The sequence below is a fragment of the Pseudomonas sp. G34 genome, assembly GCF_031119625.1.
In the GTDB taxonomy this organism is placed as follows: Bacteria; Pseudomonadota; Gammaproteobacteria; order Pseudomonadales; family Pseudomonadaceae; genus Aquipseudomonas.
Map to the genome: position 1 here is coordinate 109,836 of NZ_JAVHZV010000023.1, position 19,217 is coordinate 129,052.

The window sequence follows — 19,217 nt, forward strand, 5'->3', positions numbered from 1 at the left end:
GCCCGTTTTCCCAGCCAATCAATGGGATCAGTGTCATTGATTTTTGCGTGCCAAGAGGTTTCGCCTTCTCCCTGACCCAAGGAGAGTCGATTACCCCGTCTCTATTTTCCCGGCTGTGCTCAGCACGTGATTCAGCGTGGCAATGGCAATAATCGGGAGGCATGTTTTTACGGCGAGGAGGATTACAAGGCCTACATGCGCTTTCTCAAGGAGGCCTCCAACTAATATCAGGTCGCCATCCATGCCTTTGTGCTGATGACCAACCATTTGCATTTGCTGGCCACGCCCAGCGATGAACAAGGGTTAAGTCGGTTGATGCAGGCACTGAGCCGCAAATATGTTCAGTACTTCAATTTTACCCACGGCCGCACGGGCACTTTGTGGGAGGGGCGATATAAATCGACGCTTATCTGTTGACTGTGTATCGTTATATAGAACTGAACCCTGTGCGAGCGGGCATGGTGTCCCATGCCTCGGAGTACCCTTGGCCCAGTTACCAATCAAATGCCCTGGGCAAGCCGATCCAGGTTCTTACGTCACATGCTCTGTATCTCCTGCTTGGTAAAACGGATTCGGAGCGGCAGAACTCCTACCGGTCACTGTTCAGTGGTCGAATGCCGGAGCGGGAGCTGACGGCGATCCGTGAAGCTACGAACAAAGCTTGGGTTTTGGGCGATGAACGGTTCAGGGCCAAAATTGAAGCCAAGACGGGGTGGCGGGCTGTCCCCGTGGGGCGAGGTGGCGACAGAAAGTCTGCGGAATATCAAGAAGCCAACAAGAATCAATGATACTGACCCCATTGATTCTGGAACTTATCTCGACATGCTCAAGGAAAAATTCTCCAACCCTCCGGATCGCGCAAATATGTATCCAGTATTCGGTCAGAATAGCAAGATGAGTGAGGCTGAATTAAAAATTGTTTTCTCTAATCCATTGCTTGATGATCTTGTCGGGGATGTTGATGATTACATTCTGGAAAATGTCGTCAAGAAGTTAATGAAAGACCCGGCGGGGCTGGACGATATTCGCGAAACGATTAAGAAGGCTCAGTCAATTTATGAAACATACGAAGAGTGGGCGGAGTATCTTTCGGTCGTTGAGCGAATACTAGGGATGGATATAGAAGATACAATTGCCGAAGAATTGATTGAAAGAGGCAAAGGCTTGGCCGAGAATGTCGCGGAGCGCGCAGGTGTATGTGCGGAGGATGATTGATGTCAGAGATTATTTGTCAGGTATATAAAGGCCTAGAGGATGCCCAGTCCGCAGAACGGCGTGAGCTTTACAATCAGGTCTACGAATTTTGTAAGCGATTCGTTGGGCGTTCGTCTAAAGATTTTGATTCGCGTCTGAAAACTCTTCATTTCACTGGTGAGCTGGCCTTGCAGAAAGAAGGAGGGGAAGGAATGACGCCGGCCTTTGCCCCGTTGGTCCTGTGCCTCTGTGCGCCTCGTGTTAATGAAGAGGAATTTAAAGGATATTTTGATAGATTTGGTTCAAGGCATACGATTGAGACTATCACTGATTTGATGGACTTTCCTATAAAGGTCGGAAAGCTCCAGGAATATCCACTGCTTTTGGACCGCTGGAATATGATTGCGTATGTTCAGCGAATATATTTGGCAGCAGAAGATCAGGTGCAGCGTCGCTTGAAGGGCGTATTCTGGCTATTGGCATACGAAGGTAAATCTGCCGAAAGTTTGACCCCAGTTTTGTTTGCGGATATCGAAAAAAACTTTAACGCAGCTCTGCTTGAGCGTTACGCAGAGCAGTTTGATGATGGCGCTAGCAAATTTCTGTTCACGCTTTTCCGCGGCGCAGCGGAGGAACTGTCGGCCTACGAAGATCCTTGGTTTATTGAATTTTGCCGTAGGTTCTTTGGATGTGACTTCGCTCCGGAATTACAGGCATACTTCGGTAGCGTCTATGAGTCGGTCGGTGAAGCTGAGCGGATAACTTTTGATGGAAAGCGCATTCTATTGTCTGCTGCGTAACGAGGCGGCTTCAGCGTCCGCACAGTTTGAGTTGAGTGTTGGCACGAATAAGCCTCTGTTCGAGGAAGACGTTGCCATGCAGTGGCGGCTTATGTACCGGGTGCTGGAGCCTATCAATGAGCCGGTCCTGCTCCGTCGACTGGATAGCCATACCCTGCAAGCGGGATGGGACGTTGAGTTCGACCATTCGCCTGTTCAGGAGCTGGTCGCGGCACTAGAGGCTGCGGGTTGTTCGGTATTGTCGCCATTGCTATGGATTGAGTCTGGGGAAGTGCTGCGAATTGTTAGTCTCGATCGCGGGGGTTGGCGTTTGTCGCCGGTCCTCGTCGATGGCGAGGAGCAACTTTTCGATGATGAAGCACTGCTTCGCTTCATGATGAGTCGCTCCGGCTGAGCTGTTTTATCTCTCAGCCTGGGCATTGCTTACCCAAATCTCTGGGGTCAGAAATCTCTGGGGTCAGAGTCATTGATTTAGCTGTTAGCTGTTAGCTTCTCGGTACTTCAAAGATTTCTGTAATCCTAACCTGGATGAAGGCATGCTCACCGTAATCGTGCGTGCGGAAAAGGAGCTGTTTACTATCGACGGCAAGGACCTCGTCCTGCTGCAGTTACCGGTGAAAGACGGCGTTACCCCCGATTCCGCGAGCAAGTCCCTGCTGCTTTCGAAGGAAGGCGACATCCTCGCGCAGACCGCCAACGCCATCGGCTTTCGTGTCGGCTTCTTTGGCAAGGATGGTCAGGTTTCCGACACCATGTCCCGCGACCGAGATGCCCAGATATACGGGCCAATGGCTGGAGTCGGCGTCACCCTGGGTGGCTATATCCCTGGCGGCTACGGGGTTACTGACAGCAACGGCAAGTACAGCATGAATTACTTCTTGCCATCGTGCCCGGGCTTCGTTTTCGAATACACAACACCGGCTTTTCTGGAACTGCAATACAAGCGTTTCAATCCGCGTGGCGGCTCGTACATGCCGTATTACATGACCCGCCAGGACTACGACGTCTGTAACGGCCTTGGCGTCTACAGCCTGAGCGCGGCGATGGTCATCGCAACTGCAGCCACACCAATCAAGCGGCCCATGGACTTCCCGGTAGACCTGATGGTGATCGATGGTGCCGCAGCGGTAAAAGGCGCCAAGGTCGGCGATTCAACCGCCTACAGCGCCGAGACATCCGACAGGGCCCGCACCCTGCAAGAGAAGTATGACTTCGACGGGGATGAGAAGCCGGAATTCGTGGTGCCGGGCAAGAAAGTTACCAAGCAGGTCGAAGGCAAGCCCAAAGAGGTTTTCGTCGCCACTAGCGTGGAAGAGGCCGAGCTACAAGGCATCTACCTGTCCAGCCGTTATGACAGTGCGCCTACCAATACCGAAGAAACAGCCCCGGACTTCACCCGCCTGATCGATACCACGGCCGACTTCAAGGACCGCGGTCTGCTGGAAAGCATCACCACTGAAGATCTCACAGACACCGATATCTACGTATTCCGCGAATCCAACGGCCAACTGGTAGCAGAGCGCCGAGGGCTTCACGAGAACGAACTGTACAAGACCTATTCGGGCGTCGATGACGGGCAGGGCGCCTTTCGCTTCACCATTCAGCTGCGCGGCTCCGCGGAGAATTTCTATTCCGTTGCAGGCCGCACTGGCGAAGCCAACTTCACCAAATGGCAGAGCGCCGGCGGCTTCAAGGAAGAATTCCAGAAGCGTACCGCCAACCACCTGAAAGCCGGCGAGCAAGTTCGCATCATCGCCATCAACCGGCCGACCGGTTACATCGGCAGCAAAACCTTTCAGCTGCAATCCAGCCTCAGCGGTAACCTGATCAACCTCAATAGTCAGCAGATTCAGATGGGGCCACCGAATCTGAAAATCTGGGCCGAGCGCAAAAGCAAGATCGAATCCGGCATGACTAAGGGCGATGAGAAGAAACAGCTCATCGGTAATGAAGGGGCAGGGCTCGGCAGCGATATCAGCATCGCCATCTACAGCGATTGGCGCGACGCCGATGGTAGCCCTCTGCCGGAAGAGCTGGCGGACTACGGCTATACCGGGCGCCTTGCAAAGATCGTTGCAGCCAACCAGCTTGCTCCCGTAGGTGCCAACAGCCTGTCCCAGTTCCAGATCAAGCCCGGGCAGCAGGTGCAGGTTATCCAACTGCCAGAGAAGGTATTGGCGAAGCAGCATTTGTACCTGCAGGTAGCGGGGCAACCGGAAAACCGAAACCCAGATTTCTCCTCCGAAGGAACAGGCAAAGGAATCCTTAAGTACCGTCCTACACGCTATGTGCCGGTGCTGGTGCCTTTGCATGATGAGGAAAGCAGCGAACTAGCCCGCCAAGCGTACCGTAAAGCGAAAGAAGATATGCCTGAATTGAGTCTTAAGGCCCCTGAGCCCTCGTATACTTGGCGACATCGTCCGGAGATGCAGTTCAGCCTATATGAATTGAATGTTAACCAACTGCGTAGAGTCGACGCCGATAGAAAGGTCACTGAAATTCTAGAATCCGATAAGCCGACACTCACCAGTTCTGATCAGTTCCTGCAGTTCTACTACAGCCTTCTGCGATCAGAATTCTCTGAGTTGGCGGCCTGGGGCTATGAGGGCTCCAAAGAAATCGTGTTAGCCGTAGGCCAGGAAGAAATAAAGGCCACAATAGGTAAAGATCAGACGATCAGTTTCGATAACTTTGAGCACCTTGGTGATCTTGATGTCGATGATTTTCTCACGGCTAGACTTTACGCAAATAACGATTCGGCAAATACCCTGTGGCAATTTGCGTTTATGCAGTTCGTGATCGACTTAGATGACGATACCGATCAGCTGGATGGCGAAAAGGTCTATGTGAGTGCGGATGAGCCGACTTTAAATTTATCCGCGTGGCTATTGGGTTATGAAAATCTACCTCCTGAAAAGCAATTGCCCGAGCAGGTGATTTGGTCCGTCGAGGGACAAGCTGAAGTAACTCCGGCCACCAGTCGCGTTGATAAAATGGGGCGGGCTCAGGCAAAGGTTAAGTTAACCCCTCGGGTTGGCAACACCGTAAGGCTTATAGGAAAACTGCTGAGCGACCCAGGGACAACTGTTAAGTCATTCGAAATTTCCGTAATACCAGGTAAGCCCTCCAGTATCCAGTTGAGCCAGAGTGGCACTGCTTATGTACAGTGCAACGGAAAGGTAGATGTGATAGCGACGGTCAAAGACCGCCAAGGCAATCTTGTAACTGACGGGACCTCTGCTTTCTTTAAGGTGACGGGTAACGCGCTGGTGGAAAGCTTTGAGACCGCAACAACTGCTGGTGTTGCCAAAGCGGTACTCAAAGGGGGCAACAAATCGGGTAGCTATGAATTATTCGCGGAATTTCTGAATGCTAACAAGACAGCGACCATCTCGATTGCCCCGCTTCAGGTCGAGTTCTTAAATACTCCGAACAACATAGTAGCTGGCAAAAAATACGAGATGATTGCGCGAGTAGTCGGAGGAGCAGAAGAGCGCGCCAATATTTTTCTTGATATTGGCGCGAGTAAAGGCCTGATTCAGCGTACTCAGTTCAGAACCGACTCTAATGGAGAAATACGCTTTACCCTCCATGCACCTACGAAGGGTAATGAAGTGACAATTGCCGCCAAGGCAGATTTAAATAACGTGACTACGCGGACATTTATCGTAACTAGGCCAGATAACGCAGCCTCGACACAGTTTGGATTTGTACTTAGCGGTCTGAATGGTATAACCCATGAAACGTTGGACGCTTACGACGATTCGCAGCACCAATTGACCTACTCGGCACAGGATACCCTTACACTAAAGGGCGAGTCAGGACGGACGTGGAACGTTTCGTTCGATCAATACCATCTGCTCAATAGAGTTCCACTCTATTTTAATCGCTTTTTTAACGTGGTGGATGACGATGTTGGACGTCATCGGGCGTTGAGAGAGAATGTGGTGCGCAGCAGCGACGCGCCCAAAGCAGGATTTTATGCTGCGGTCTTCGATGGAGAATCCAGTAAGTGGGAGTTGAAGAGAGACTCAACCCTGAATGCCCATCAGCCTGGTTTTAATCTTTGGTTAAAACCGCAAGCCGCTGGAAAAATTTTGGAGGCAGGCCCGGGGTTAACGCTCGAGCTACTGAGCGATAATCGTCTGGAGCTAAAGGTTAAAACAGCAGATGGATTGACGCATCAGGTGCAGTCCGCCGCACTGGTCACGAACAGCTGGCAGCAGGTCGGGTTTGGTGTTCGCGATCATAGTGCCTATGTCGCGATTGACGGTAATGCTGTTGAGTTAAGTTTTGCCGATGAACTGGCCGCAAGCCAAGCGGATATAATAGTGGGCGGCGGTTTTAAAGGATTGGCTAGTGGCCTGGCACTTTACGATCATGCGCAAAAACCACTGCTGCAATTGGGAGCAGCCGCTGGTACATACAGCAGTAATGGTCAGGCCAGTTTGTTGATCGCGCCGAGTGAGCACTTCCAGAAATATGAGTCCGGATTGCTACCAATTACAGTAGCCATGCAAACCGGGAGCGGCGAAACAATCACTGTGAATGTGTTCAGCAAAACCACCTTTCACAAATACGCTCAGGCGTACGCTGATGTCACCGGATTAGCTCAGATTTCTAGCCAGAACATATCCGAAGATATGTCGTTCGCCGATATATTTCCCAGTGTCGATCAAGGCGTTTCCTCTCTGCTGGGAAAATATGTAGATGTCGCTGAAGGTGGCCCCTTGGAGGTTGTGATATCCAGTCTTTCCTGGATGCGCTTGCGCCCTGATCTGGAAGTCCTATATCCAAGCATTCGGCGTTTTCAACGGTATTACGCGGACAATGGCAGCAAGCCGATTCTGAACTTTGCCGCCGAGCATCTTTCCGAGGCTATTGCGCAAGCCAATACCGGCAATGATGCCATTCTCAAGTCCTTCGTTACCGGGCTGGTGGTATGGGGCGAGCTGATCGAGCAGGACTCCACTTCCGCGAGCATCGTGGCTGAGTCGATTCTCAATAGGGCGGATTTCTGGACGTGGCTGCGTTTCATGAGCCTTCCCGGAAACGGTTGGGCCGGGCCGGTGATTCCAATTCCGCGCCCTGATATGACCTGTGACAAAGTAACACCAACGGTGAACGTTGGAACTCCCTTTGAGTATTCAAGCTCGGCATGTCGTGTTACAGGTAGGCAGATTGCAGAGCTTGTGAATGAGTGGGCTTTGTTGGAGCCTAATTCTGTAACTAATGCTCAGTTCCTATCTGATCATGTACGGCAGCTGATCAATGCCTTGCATGAGGCTCCGTTTGAACTAACACGCACCTTGTTTTTGCCAAACAATCCAGTAGTAGCTTCAAGCGGTTTTTCTTTGATACCCAAGGCGCATGCGGCTGGGCCGGGGGCACTGGCTCGACCTTTACTGACATTCCTAAAAATTGCAGTTCGTGCAGCCGCCGCTAATGGTCCAGTGAACGTAGCAAACTTCTTACGAAATGGAACTAATTCGCGTTTTTCGCCGCAGGAGATAATTGCCGCTATTGTATATTTAAAGTCCCGCAGTCCCGGCGAGTTTGCGTGTGTGGATTGCGAACTTTTAGATCAAACTGTTGCAGATAACGTTGATACAAATATCGTCAAATGGATGACAGGACTTGCGCTGTCAAAAAATGGAGATATAAACAGTGCTGACGCGAATAGAGGGCAGTGCATGTTGACCAATCAGGCGCATGGTTCTGCTTTGGAGCTGGTTGCCATCGCTGGGTATCACGCCATGTATGAGCTTATGGAGCGGGGTGATCTACGGATACTGACGGCGGACCCGAAAGGCGGCGATGCTCCCAAAGTAGGTGTTATGACTAAAGGTTTTTTTGGGGACAGTGTACGTGGGCATCAGCGGCAGCCAGACCTGATTATGGTGGGGGATGGTGAGCGAAAGCGCTACTGGGTTGAGTTGAAGAGTTGGCGATACAATAAAGACTATTTAGGTGCTGATAGAAAGTTAACGATGAAAGCATTTCCGCTTTGGGATGGTGAGTCCACTTCGACTAACTTGAAATACACTCAATCTGGACACCGGCAACATTTCTTGGATTACGCAGCCTCAAAAAATACGTTGAAAGACTTTTGGGAAGATAACGATATTAAAGAATATAAGCCGGCGAGGCACAGGAGCTGGTTTCAAGTGTGGAGGTTTGAGACTCGTAAGTTTGTACCTTTTAAGAAGAAAGGCAGTGCGGCTCAACCCCAACCGATCTACATGAGCACTGCGACACCGTGGATAGATACCAGTGGAATAGTTAAATCTCCGTTAACTACGGAGTTCCGGGCTTTGCAAGAGTATGTCACTACGGCGCCATCGAAACTAAAAGGTGAAAATTTTGAAAAAACCGTAGGCTATAAGATCTCTGAACATGAGGAAAAATATACCAGGCCTATGGTCGGTTCTCTGACTGGAACTGTTGTTCCATTTACTTTGGAGCACCTATTTTTCACTGAGCTGGGAGGAGAAGGTAAGGCTAAGGAAGTAACAAAAGAGCTATATGAAAAGATTGGTGGTTCCGAGTGGGCTGCTTATATGAATATCGACCCGGCAAACATTTCTGAGGCGCAGATAACTGCTCTTAGGGCAAAAATACAAGATGAGGTTGATAAGAACTTAGGGTATTTAAAGGATGCTCAGGATGCGATTGACAAAATCACACCTGACATTATTATAGAGCTTGAAGAGTCGCTGCAAGAGACAGCTAATGGGCTAATTGGGGATAGCGCACAAGATATGCTTAATGATTTTGAATTGCCAGACTCATTTGATAGTTACTGTGAACTGCCATGACGACTGATTCTGATTTTTCAAGAAGTGAGTCGCCTTTTAAGCGATTTAAAAAGCTTTGGAGGACTGATGATCCCGAATGGATTATAGAAAGAAAAGAACAATGGCGGTTGCTGAAGAAGGAAATGCAATTTACTGCGTCGCAACAAAAAACATTCTCTCAGTTCTTTGTCTATGGCGAGGCTTTGCCTGCAATTGATTCTGGTGTCACACTTAATAGTTCCGGATTAAGTGGGGGCGACAGGTTATTCATGACGCCCTACTCAACGGCGGAAGAGGTATCTGATCTGTTTCATGAGTTTTCTCAAGGGCAACAACTGCAAGTGCTGACTGAATTTTTGCGTAAGGCAAGGAATATAAGCGCTCTTCCTGATCGTCATGAAAAGGTGCGGTTGTTTATTGAGGGTGTTTATTTGCCCGTTGTATTGCGCAGAGAATTGACCCATGATTTAAATGATATCTATGTAGGCGCGATCTACAAATTTATGTATGATGCGCGGCGACGCCTAATGAGCTCGGATGAAGAAAAAGATTTTTACGTTCTGTACGCCGTGCAACTGTTTAATGAGTTGCTAATCAAAGTGCAAAATCCAGAGTCGATAAGGGAAGATATCCAAGAAGTTATGGATGATCTGTTGGCTACCGTCTTGCGGAGCCAGGCTTCTTTCCTAAGTGAGTCAAAAGCATTACTTGTCGAAAAACTTAAAGAATTGTTCGCGTCACCTGCAGCAGCACCTTGGTTGAAGAGCAGCATCTCGCGTTTTAAGGAGTGACTTTTGTCTTGGAATATCATGGCTGGCATTGTTGCAGCAGATGCTGAAACTATTGCGATGTTGAATTGTTTTCTGATGCGAGATACGCGCCCTGATTTCCCTGAGGATGTTCCCCCTCAATGGAGCGATCTCTTTCAGTTGATGCAGGACTTTGATTTCCCGCAAAACATGTTATGCCGAGGTTTGACGGCTGTAATTAGCTGGCACGATAGCGACGTGAACCTGAGCCAAATTAGCCGGTGGACTCGAAACTATCAGTGGTTTAAATGTTTGGTTGTCTATGTAGAAGGTGATGAGTCGGCTGAGGATGAACCACTCCAAGGAGATTTTTATCGTTATGGAAGTCAAGACTTTGAACGACTTGTGTCAGCCAGGCGAGACTCCATAAGCTCTGATGAGGAGTATGCAAGGGTTGTTGAGGATTTATTTGGGTTTTTGATTTGAATTTTCTTTGTTCTACATCAGGATTAGCTTGTTATGCATTTATTACTATTGCACCTAAGAAGTCTCGGCTGCTCAACTGCCAAGCTGCTCGACAAAGGTGAAATCCTTCATTTGCTTGAGCAAAGAGTTCGCTAAAGGGCTGTGCGAGCCGCTACGAGCTGTCTTTAGGCCGTAGCGGCTCGTTAGCGACGATGGGCAATGTGCATTGATCGACCTATTCACCCCCCAACCTGTGATTTAATTGCCATCCTATAGCCAGTACCCCACTGGCGCTGCCTGCCGGGCTTTTGGGCCTGCGATTCCGTCGCTGTTTACACATGGATTGTGCGATGTCGGTTTCCCCTTCTTTCGATGCGCCTGATGCCGCCGCTGAACCGGTCGCGCTGCCTCGCCTGCCGTTCGCCTTTGCCAAGCGCCACGGGGTGTTGGTGCACCAGGGGGCAGATGGGGTGCGTGTGGTTTATCGCCCGGGAGCGTCATTGCCGGCGGTGGGGGGAGACATTGCGTTTTGCAGGGTTGCCGCTGGATATCGCAGAAGTGGATATCGCTACCTTCGACCAGGTGTTGAGCGAGGCCTACCAGCAGAACTCATCCGCTGCTATGCAGATGGTGGAGGGCCTGGGTGATGATATGGATCTCGCAAGCCTGGCGGAGCGTTTGCCGGAAACCGAAGACCTGCTGGAGCAGGAGGACGATGCGCCGATCATTTTGATCAACGCGCTCCTCTCCGAAGCGGTGAAGGAAAACGCCTCGGACATCCATGTGGAGACTTTCGAGAAAACGTTTGGTGGCGCGCTTCTGCATCGACGGCATTCTGCGCGAGATGATCCAGCCGCGGCGCGAGTTGGCCGGCTTGCTGGTGTCGTGGATCAAGGTCGTTGCCAAGCTAGAATCTGCCGAGAAGCGTTGTCAGGCTGTCGTTACAGCTATGTGGCAGGGGTTGTCGGCGGCATCAGAAAACGTGAGCTATTTCAAATTTATTCGGAAGAGTAGACCGTTTCTTTTCTTATTGTTTCGGGTGAGTAGGGATTCTATTCCAGCTTTGCTATTGAGTGCCTTGCCGTCTCTCATGGGAGTGAGAGACCTCTACGCAAGGAGAATGGATGCATGCGTTATCTACCACTGGCACTGGCCATTGGCTTCACCCCAATAGCCTCTGAAGCTTGCACATTAAGTTTCACCTCGCCTGGTGATGGGGCGACTGTCCGCAGCCCGGGCATTACTGTCTATGGTCAGGGCGGCGCAAGCGCAACCGAGGGCGACTTTGGCACTGTAACGGCGACCCTTAATGGCTCCAGCTTTTTCAATTATTCAGGTTCATTTACCGCGGCTGTTTCGTTCTTAGAGGGCCGAGGTGTTGGGGTTACTCTGCGGCCGGGACTGAACTTTCTTTTTGTTAGAGGAAGCGTGGGCGGCTGCTCGGCAAGCGATACCATGACTATCTCCTATGAACCAGAGCTCATTCAGTCAAAAAATAATGGTGCACCTCCCCCAGAATCCTGCCAGGGTAATCCGATCAATGTGGCTGTTGGCAATAAGTACCAGGCTGAAGTTGATTATGTCAGTGCCGTATCTCCTAATCTGAGTTTTGCCCGCTTCTATAACAGTTTCAATGGCTACTGGCGGCATACTTATTCTCATCGATTGGTTCTGACGGCTAATTCCATACGCCTGATACAAGCCGATGGTCGTGAGAGGTTGTTTTCGTTGTCGGGTACCACCACAACGCCGGAGGCAGACGAGCGTGGGAAGCTTGAGTTGGTCGGCGACCGTTGGATCTACTCGAGTGATCTACAGGAAATTTATCAGTTCGACTCGCAAGGCAGATTGGTAGAGATACGCTCTCCTAGTGCGCGTTCAGTTTCGCTCGTTTACTCAGCCAATAATGTGACGGTGACGAGTGATGTTGGGGAGCAGTTAACATTTACACAAGATATAAAATACCAGCCGCTTACTCTAAGCGCTCAAGGTCTGGAAGTTGAGTATTCTTACGACGGTGATTGGCGGCTTCTAGGTGTTCAAAAGAATCAGGCTGGCTCAATTACTAATCGGAGTTTTTTGTACGAAAACCAAATGTACTCTAGGTTTTTAACCGGCATCATTGACGAGGACGGTGAGCGGTATGCAACCTGGACTTATGACGCTTCAGGACGGGCAATTTCCAGTGGTCATGCGGATGGAGCTGATCACACAAGTGTTGCGTATAACGCTGATGGTTCCACCAGCGTTACTAATTCCTTAGGTAAAGTCACAAACTATCAGTATCAGATAGTCAATGGGATTAAAAAAGTAGTGGCGATCGAGGGAGAACCTTCGCCGAATTGCCCGAGTAGCAATTCCACCTTTACCTACGATGACCGTGGTCTTCTGAAAACCAAAACCGATAACATGGGCATCGTCACCACCTACGGCTACAACGAGCGCGGCCTAGAGGTCACTCGAACCGAGGCGAGTGGCACGGCGCAAGCTCGCACGGTAACAACCGAGTGGCATCCATCACTGTATTTGCCGCTGGCAGTTACCGACTCAGACCGCATTACGCGTTACCAATATGACGACCAGGGAAGACAGCTCAGTCGAACCGTCGAAAACCGTTAATTCAGAAGGACCTGATCAATGAAAACCTTGCATCGCGCAAGCCTGCTGGCTGTTGCGTTGGCTTCCTGCTTGGCTACGGCTGGGCATGCTGCTGAACGCAGTTGGAGTTACACCTATAACGACCTTGGCCTGATCGAAACGGCCAATGGGCCGCGGACTGATGTCAATGACATCACCACCTACAGCTACGACAGCCAGGGTCGGCTAACCCAGGTCAGTAACGCGCTTGGCCACACCACCCAATTGTCGAACTTCGATAATTACGGCAACCCTCAAACACTGGTGGACGCCAATGGCGTGACCACCACCCTGACGTACGCCCCTCAGGGCTGGCTGACGTCGACCAGTGTTTCCGGCGCCAGTACCCGTTTCGAGCACGATGCGATTGGCCAGATCACCAAGGTAACCCGGGGCGACGGCAGTTGGTTGGCCTATACCTGGAGCGCCGCCCGCCGGCTGACCCAGATAAGCAACAACCTCGGTGAGGTTGTCGACTACAGCTATGACGCCATGGGTAACCGCACCTCGCAGCGTATTAAGGATGCCTCTGGCACCTTGGCGCAACAACAGACCTGGGCCTATGACGAACTGGGGCGTTTGCTGCGTGCGGTCGGTGCGGAAGGGCAGACACACCGCTATGGCTACGACCTCAACGATAATCCGACGCTGAGCCGTACACCCAAACAGCACGACACCAACAGCGCCTACGATGCCTTGAATCGCCTGGTATCCAGCACGGATCCGCTCGAGGGTGTCACCGGCATGACCTACGATGCGCAGGACAACCTGACTCAGGTTGTTGATCCGCGTGGCGTAACCACCCGTTATGAATATGACGGCCTCGGCAACCTGACCAAACTGATCAGCCCGGACAGTGGAACCACCACCTACACCCATGATGCGGCTGGTAACGTCATCAGCAAGACCGATGCCCGGGGTGTAAAGACCACCTACACCTACGATGCGCTCAATCGACTGACCGGCCGCCAGTATCCGGCCAGTCCTGCGTTGAATGTCCAGTACCACTACGACATCACCGCCGAAGGCAATTACGGTATCGGCAGGCTGACAGCCATCCAGGATGCCAGCGGCATTACCGGTTATGTCTACGACGCCCGCGGCAACCTGATCGAACAGGTTCGCTCCGTCGACGTGGCCGGCAATGACGTTTACGACAACCTGACCTATGCCTACGACACGGCCAATCAGTTGGTCCGTATCGATTATCCCGGCGGTATCAGCGTCGCGTATTCGCGCAATAGCGCAGGGCAGGTCACGGGTGTCACCACGGCTCAGAACCCACAGTCGCCGACTGCGTTCGCCAGCGATATCAGCTACCTGCCGTTCGGCCCCCTTAAGAGCCTGAGCTGGGCCAATGGGATGACACTCCTGCGCAGCCATGACCAGGACTATCGCCTCACTCAACAAAGTGTCGGCCCCTGGCAAGCCAGCTATGGCTACGACGCCAACAGCAATATCGAAAGCCTGCAGGGCGGCATCTTTGGTGACCTGCTCTATGGTTACGACGAACTCGATCGGCTGACACAGGAAGAGCAGGCCACGCGGCGCCAGGCATACGCTTATGACGCCGTGGGCAATCGCACCACTAAAACGGTGACAACCCTGAGCAATGGCCAGGCTCAGAACAGTACGTCCACCACCTTGAGCTACGCCACTAACAGCAACCGCCTGACCCAGATCGACGGCCAGGCTGTCAGCAGCGATGCAGCGGGAAATCTGACCAAGGATCGCGCCACCCGCGAGCTGGAATACGACCCCCAAGGCCGCTTGGCCAAGGTCAAGATCAGCGGTAGTTTGGTCGCCGAGTACCGCTATAACGCCCTCGGGCAACGGACCCACAAGCTTACTAGCGACGGCGTCACCACCTTTTTGTATGGCCCGGATGGTCAGTTGCTGGGCGAAACTCGCTACAACGCTAACGGCGTCAAGCTTAGTAGCCAGTACTACCTGTGGCTCGACAGCCTGCCGATCGGCGGCCTGGCCCTGACATATAACGCCAGCGGGGCAGTAGCAAACAGCACACGTTTCTACCTGCACGCCGATCATCTCAACACCCCGCGTCTGGCCACCAATCAGGCCGGTGAGGAAATCTGGCGCTGGGCCTCGGATGCCTTTGGTGAAGGCGATGCGATCAGCGCACCGAACAGCGGCTTGCAGGCCATCAACCTGCGCTTCCCCGGGCAGTACTACGACAGTGAAAGCGGGCTGCACTACAACTACTTCAGGGAATACGACCCGGAGACCGGGCGCTATGTCGAGAGTGATCCGATTGGGTTAGCGGGTGGGCTCAATACTTACGGATATGTGGAAGGAAACCCTATAAATGTAATTGATCCTGAGGGGTTGAATGCGCTGCGACTATTGTCTGGGCTTTTTAATACAGCTGTAAGGACATCAATCGTTAGCGGGCCAAAGACATCTGTAACCTTACCTCCTCGCGGGGTAGCTTGGGTTCCTGGTAAAGGACTGACTCTTCCTCCACTTGCGCCGCCGATGTCTACAAGCGGTAGCGACAATATGTGCGAACCTGAAGAGGACAGAAAAAACTGTCAAGCTCTCAAAAATAGCATTCTGAACACTTGCTATGGTTTGGAGCCTAGGAAAAGAATGAGGTGTTATGAGGCTGCTAATACAGCGTATCGCCAGTGCATGGGGTGGGAGTAATTTATATGGGAATAATGAACGTAATTGCTAAAAGAGAGCTTCTTTACTCCATGAAGGGAGAGTCTGCTCAGAGAGAGTTTACCGTCAACATTGGTGTGCCATGCCTTTTAGAAAAGGAGTCGGTGGATTTTAATTTTGATCCTGGTGCGGCCAGTTGCACCATTGAGTTCGACGGTTTGCGTGAAAGGAGTATAGATGTGTATGGAATTGACTTGATTCATGCTCTTCAAATGGCAGTGGATATAGACCCGTATTTGAAGGGTATGCAGAGTAAATACAACTTTTACTGGAGTACCGGTGAGCCATACTTCGAGTAGCGCCTTATAAGATGGGGTGTTTATATCAGGCGCAAAAGAGCGCTACGACTTACGTCTAGGCCGTAGCGTCCCGTCAACAACCCTGCGCTTAAACGTCTCGACTATATATACCCCAGTCGAGGCGCTACCGACTGAATCCTACCAGCAAGAGTGATGACGGCTGGCGCGCTCAGCGTCGTGGAATCCGCTGAATCCTAAAAGCCACCCGCGCCAGGTGTATCAATTTCACCAGCAGCCCGTTCTGGTTTTTTCGGTTCAAGGTGTCAAGTGAGACCAGCATGGCGTTCACGTTGGTGCGCCCCCTACATATGTAGGGAGTGGAATAATTAGTATGGTCTGCTGATTAACATTTGACACTGTGGGCTAAAAAAATCGTCATATAGATCAAGGGCACTAGGCAGGCCATTGATAATCTAAAGGACTCCCTCAGGAGGGAGTGCGGTGAGCAATTTAGCTAATCAAAAAGATGTTTCTCGCCTGCTGGTAGGGTATTCAACCTTCCCGAGTTTAGTGGGCTGGAGTTTGCAAGTGCCGACAGTCCTAGTTTGCTCGGTGGTAGACCGATCCTCAGTAAACGATGATGGCGTATCGGCTGCTCAACTTGCCAAGCTGCTCGACGAAAGTGAAATCCTTCATTTGCTTGAGCAAGGAGCTAGCTAAGGGCTGTGCGAGCCGCTACGAGCTGTCTTTAGGCCGTAGCGGCTCGTTAGCGACGATGGGCAATGTGCAGTGATCGACCTATTCGCCCCCCAACCTGTGATTTAATTGCCATCCAATAGCCAGCACCCGTCTGGTGCTGCCTGCGGGCTTTTTGGCCTGCGATCCCGTCGCTGTTTACACATGGATTGTGCGATGTCGGTTTCTCCTTCTTTCGATACGCCTGATGCCTCCGTCGAACCGGTCGCATTACGTCGCCTGCCGTTTGCTTTTGCCAAGCGTCACGGGGTCTTGTTGCACCTCGGGGCAGATGGGGCGCGTGTGGTCTATCGCCCGGGGGTGTCATTGCCTGCGGTGGGGGAGGCGTTACGTTTTGCAGGGCTGCCGCTGGATGTAGCGGAAGTGGATATCGCTACGTTCGACCAGGCGTTGAGCGAGGCTTATCAGCAGGACTCGTCCGCTGCCATGCAGATGGTGGAGGGCCTGGGCGATGACATGGATCTGGCCAGCCTCGCGGAGCGTTTGCCGGAAACCGAAGACCTGATGGAGCAGGAGGACGACGCGCCGATCATCCGCTTGATCAACGCCATCCTCTCCGAAGCGGTGAAGGAAAACGCCTCGGATATCCATGTGGAGACCTTCGAGAAACGTTTGGTGGTGCGCTTCCGCATTGACGGCATTCTGCGCGAGATGGTCCAGCCGCGTCGCGAGTTGGCCGGCTTGCTGGTATCGCGGATCAAGGTCATGGCCAAGCTGGATATCGCCGAGAAGCGCGTGCCGCAGGATGGGCGCATTTCATTGCGGGTCGGTGGGCGAGAGGTGGATGTGCGGGTGTCGACACTGCCCTCGGCCAATGGCGAGCGAGTGGTTTTGCGCCTGCTGGATAAACAAGCAGGGCGCCTGACTCTTACTCACCTGGGTATGAGCCCGCGCGATCAGCGTTTGATGGAAGAGGTGGTGCGCAAGCCCCACGGAATCATTCTGGTGACCGGCCCCACCGGCTCGGGTAAGACCACCACCCTGTATGCCAGCCTGGTGAGCCTGAACAACGGCACACGTAACATCCTCACCGTGGAAGACCCTATCGAATACCACCTGGAGGGCATCGGCCAGACCCAGGTGAATTCCAAGGTGGACATGACCTTCGCCCGTGGTCTGCGGGCGATCCTGCGTCAGGACCCGGACGTGGTGATGGTGGGCGAGATCCGCGACCGGGAAACTGCCGAGATCGCGGTACAGGCGTCGCTCACCGGCCACCTTGTGCTCTCTACCCTGCACACCAACTCGGCCATCGGTGCCATTACCCGCCTGGTGGATATGGGTATCGAGCCGTTTCTGCTGTCATCCTCGCTGCTCGGCGTGCTGGCCCAGCGCCTGGTGCGCACGCTGTGCCCCGTATGCAAGGTGCCGTACCAGGCCGACGCCGCGGAATGCGCGCTGCTCGGCATCGACCCGGACACCATGCCCACCCTCTACCACGCCAAGGGCTGTAGCCACTGCAATCAGATCGGCTACCGCGGTCGTACCGGCATCTATGAGCTGGTGGTCTTCGATGACCATATGCGCACCCTGGTCCATAACGCCGCTTCCGAGCAGGAAATGACCCGCCACGCCCGCACCAGCGGCCCCAGCATCCGTGATGATGGCCGGCGCAACGTATTGGCCGGGGTGACCACGGTCGAAGAAGTATTGCGTGTGAGCCGCGAGGAATAATGGCCGCCTTCGAGTACATCGCCCTCGACAGCCGGGGCCAGCAGCGCAAGGGCGTAATGGAGGGTGACAGCGCCCGCCAGGTGCGCCAGCTGCTGCGCGATAAGCAATTGGCGCCGCTGGATGTGAAGCCTACCCGCAGCCACAAGGAGCGCAACAGCGGCGCCGGCTGGAGTTTTCAGCGCGGCCTGTCGGCGGCCGACCTCGCCTTGCTGACACGGCAGCTGGCGACCTTGGTACAAGCGGCCATGCCCATCGAGGAGGCACTGCTGGCTGTTGCCGAGCAGAGCGAAACGCCACGGGTGAAGGCGATGATGCTGGCGGTACGCTCCCGGGTGCTGGAGGGCAACAGCCTGGCCAACAGCCTCAAGGAATACCCATCCGCATTTCCCGAACTGTACCGCGCCACGGTGGCGGCGGGCGAGCATGCCGGGCATCTGTCACTGGTCCTGGAGCAGTTGGCCGATTACACCGAGCAGCGTCAGCAGTCGCGGCAACGGGTACAGCTGGCGTTGCTGTACCCGCTGATTCTGATGGCCACCTCGCTGATCATCGTCGGCTTTCTGCTCGGCTATGTGGTGCCGGACGTGGTCAAGGTATTCCTGGACTCCGGCCAGCGGCTGCCAGCATTGACCCGTGGCCTGATCGCCGCCAGCGATCTGGTGAAGAACTGGGGCTGGTTGTTCCTGGTCGGCGCCGTGGCCGGCGCCGGGATGGCCCGCGCTGCGTTGCGCCGTGACGCTACGCGCCTGCGCTGGCATATCGTGTTGCTGCGCCTGCCGGTGATTGGTCGCCTGGCCCGGGCTACCGATACCGCGCGGTTCGCCTCGACTCTCGCAATCCTCACTCGAAGCGGTGTGCCGCTGGTGGATGCGCTGGTTATTTCCTCCCAGGTGATCAGCAACCGTTCCATTCGCGCCAAGGTGCAGGTGGCGGCGCAGAAGGTGCGCGAGGGCGGCAGCCTGACCCGCAGCCTGGAGCAGACCAACGAATTCCCGCCGATGATGCGGCATATGATCGCCAGCGGCGAGAAGTCCGGTGAGCTCGACCAGATGCTCTCGCGCACCGCGCGTAACCAGGAAAATGACCTGGCCGCGCGCATCGCCATGCTGGTCGGGCTGTTCGAGCCGTTGATGCTGGTATTCATGGGCGCGGTGGTGCTGGTGATCGTACTGGCCATCCTGCTGCCGATTCTTTCTCTTAACCAACTCGTGGGGTGACACG

13 protein-coding genes and 1 pseudogene are annotated in these 19,217 nt (G+C 53.2%); all 14 read left to right on the forward strand.

Annotated elements, in window-relative coordinates:
• The first annotated feature begins 255 nt into the window (after positions 1 to 255).
• The 14 genes and pseudogenes from QYS36_RS15025 to gspF all read left to right on the forward strand — a co-directional run bounded on the left by QYS36_RS15025 (position 256) and on the right by gspF (position 19,213).
• On the forward strand, positions 256 to 417 hold the full coding sequence (locus QYS36_RS15025; protein WP_308840244.1) for a transposase: 162 nt from the start codon (positions 256 to 258) through the stop codon (positions 415 to 417).
• A 225-nt stretch (positions 418 to 642) separates the two neighbouring features.
• Positions 643 to 1,215: a hypothetical protein gene (locus tag QYS36_RS15030; RefSeq protein ID WP_308840245.1), complete on the forward strand. Its 573-nt coding sequence runs from the start codon at positions 643 to 645 to the stop codon at positions 1,213 to 1,215.
• A complete protein-coding gene (locus tag QYS36_RS15035; protein WP_308840246.1) occupies positions 1,215 to 1,994 on the forward strand; it encodes a hypothetical protein in 780 nt (259 codons plus the stop codon). Before QYS36_RS15030 ends, QYS36_RS15035 begins: the two co-directional genes overlap by 1 nt.
• Positions 1,963 to 2,388 (forward strand): hypothetical protein, encoded by a 426-nt coding sequence (locus tag QYS36_RS15040; RefSeq protein ID WP_308840247.1) that lies wholly within the window; start codon positions 1,963 to 1,965, stop codon positions 2,386 to 2,388. The genes QYS36_RS15035 and QYS36_RS15040 overlap by 32 nt, the downstream gene beginning before the upstream one ends.
• Before the next feature lie 142 nt (positions 2,389 to 2,530).
• Positions 2,531 to 8,812 (forward strand): hypothetical protein, encoded by a 6,282-nt coding sequence (locus tag QYS36_RS15045; protein WP_308840248.1) that lies wholly within the window; start codon positions 2,531 to 2,533, stop codon positions 8,810 to 8,812.
• Positions 8,809 to 9,582, forward strand: a complete 774-nt coding sequence (locus QYS36_RS15050; protein WP_308840249.1) for a hypothetical protein — start codon at positions 8,809 to 8,811, stop codon at positions 9,580 to 9,582. The genes QYS36_RS15045 and QYS36_RS15050 overlap by 4 nt, the downstream gene beginning before the upstream one ends.
• Before the next feature lie 3 nt (positions 9,583 to 9,585).
• Positions 9,586 to 10,026, forward strand: a complete 441-nt coding sequence (locus QYS36_RS15055) for a hypothetical protein (protein WP_308840250.1) — start codon at positions 9,586 to 9,588, stop codon at positions 10,024 to 10,026.
• A 329-nt stretch (positions 10,027 to 10,355) separates the two neighbouring features.
• A pseudogene (locus QYS36_RS15060) lies at positions 10,356 to 10,933 on the forward strand (ATPase, T2SS/T4P/T4SS family); the annotation flags it as partial.
• Positions 10,934 to 11,133: 200 nt separating this feature from the next.
• Positions 11,134 to 12,624 carry a DUF6531 domain-containing protein gene (locus QYS36_RS15065; protein WP_308840251.1) on the forward strand — a complete coding sequence of 497 codons (1,491 nt, stop codon included), beginning with the start codon at positions 11,134 to 11,136 and terminating at the stop codon, positions 12,622 to 12,624.
• A gap of 18 nt (positions 12,625 to 12,642) precedes the next feature.
• On the forward strand, positions 12,643 to 15,309 hold the full coding sequence (locus QYS36_RS15070; RefSeq protein ID WP_308840252.1) for an RHS repeat-associated core domain-containing protein: 2,667 nt from the start codon (positions 12,643 to 12,645) through the stop codon (positions 15,307 to 15,309).
• Between the two features lie 5 nt (positions 15,310 to 15,314).
• A complete protein-coding gene (locus QYS36_RS15075; RefSeq protein ID WP_308840253.1) occupies positions 15,315 to 15,626 on the forward strand; it encodes a hypothetical protein in 312 nt (103 codons plus the stop codon).
• Positions 15,627 to 16,067: 441 nt separating this feature from the next.
• Positions 16,068 to 16,286, forward strand: a complete 219-nt coding sequence (locus QYS36_RS15080; protein ID WP_308840254.1) for a hypothetical protein — start codon at positions 16,068 to 16,070, stop codon at positions 16,284 to 16,286.
• A 192-nt stretch (positions 16,287 to 16,478) separates the two neighbouring features.
• Positions 16,479 to 17,996: a type II secretion system ATPase GspE gene (gspE, locus tag QYS36_RS15085; protein ID WP_308840255.1), complete on the forward strand. Its 1,518-nt coding sequence runs from the start codon at positions 16,479 to 16,481 to the stop codon at positions 17,994 to 17,996.
• Positions 17,996 to 19,213: a type II secretion system inner membrane protein GspF gene (gene gspF / locus QYS36_RS15090; RefSeq protein ID WP_308840256.1), complete on the forward strand. Its 1,218-nt coding sequence runs from the start codon at positions 17,996 to 17,998 to the stop codon at positions 19,211 to 19,213. The genes gspE and gspF overlap by 1 nt, the downstream gene beginning before the upstream one ends.
• The last annotated feature ends 4 nt before the right edge of the window (positions 19,214 to 19,217 follow it).

Coding starts and splice junctions, on each gene's coding strand:
- gspE (WP_308840255.1), top strand. CDS start 16,479: ATGTCGGTTTCTCCTTCTTTCGATACGCCTGATGCCTCCGTCGAACCG.
- QYS36_RS15045 (WP_308840248.1), top strand. CDS start 2,531: ATGCTCACCGTAATCGTGCGTGCGGAAAAGGAGCTGTTTACTATCGAC.
- QYS36_RS15050 (WP_308840249.1), top strand. CDS start 8,809: ATGACGACTGATTCTGATTTTTCAAGAAGTGAGTCGCCTTTTAAGCGA.
- QYS36_RS15065 (WP_308840251.1), top strand. CDS start 11,134: ATGCGTTATCTACCACTGGCACTGGCCATTGGCTTCACCCCAATAGCC.
- QYS36_RS15070 (WP_308840252.1), top strand. CDS start 12,643: ATGAAAACCTTGCATCGCGCAAGCCTGCTGGCTGTTGCGTTGGCTTCC.
- QYS36_RS15035 (WP_308840246.1), top strand. CDS start 1,215: ATGTCAGAGATTATTTGTCAGGTATATAAAGGCCTAGAGGATGCCCAG.
- QYS36_RS15075 (WP_308840253.1), top strand. CDS start 15,315: ATGGGAATAATGAACGTAATTGCTAAAAGAGAGCTTCTTTACTCCATG.
- gspF (WP_308840256.1), top strand. CDS start 17,996: ATGGCCGCCTTCGAGTACATCGCCCTCGACAGCCGGGGCCAGCAGCGC.
- QYS36_RS15025 (WP_308840244.1), top strand. CDS start 256: ATGACCAACCATTTGCATTTGCTGGCCACGCCCAGCGATGAACAAGGG.
- QYS36_RS15040 (WP_308840247.1), top strand. CDS start 1,963: ATGGAAAGCGCATTCTATTGTCTGCTGCGTAACGAGGCGGCTTCAGCG.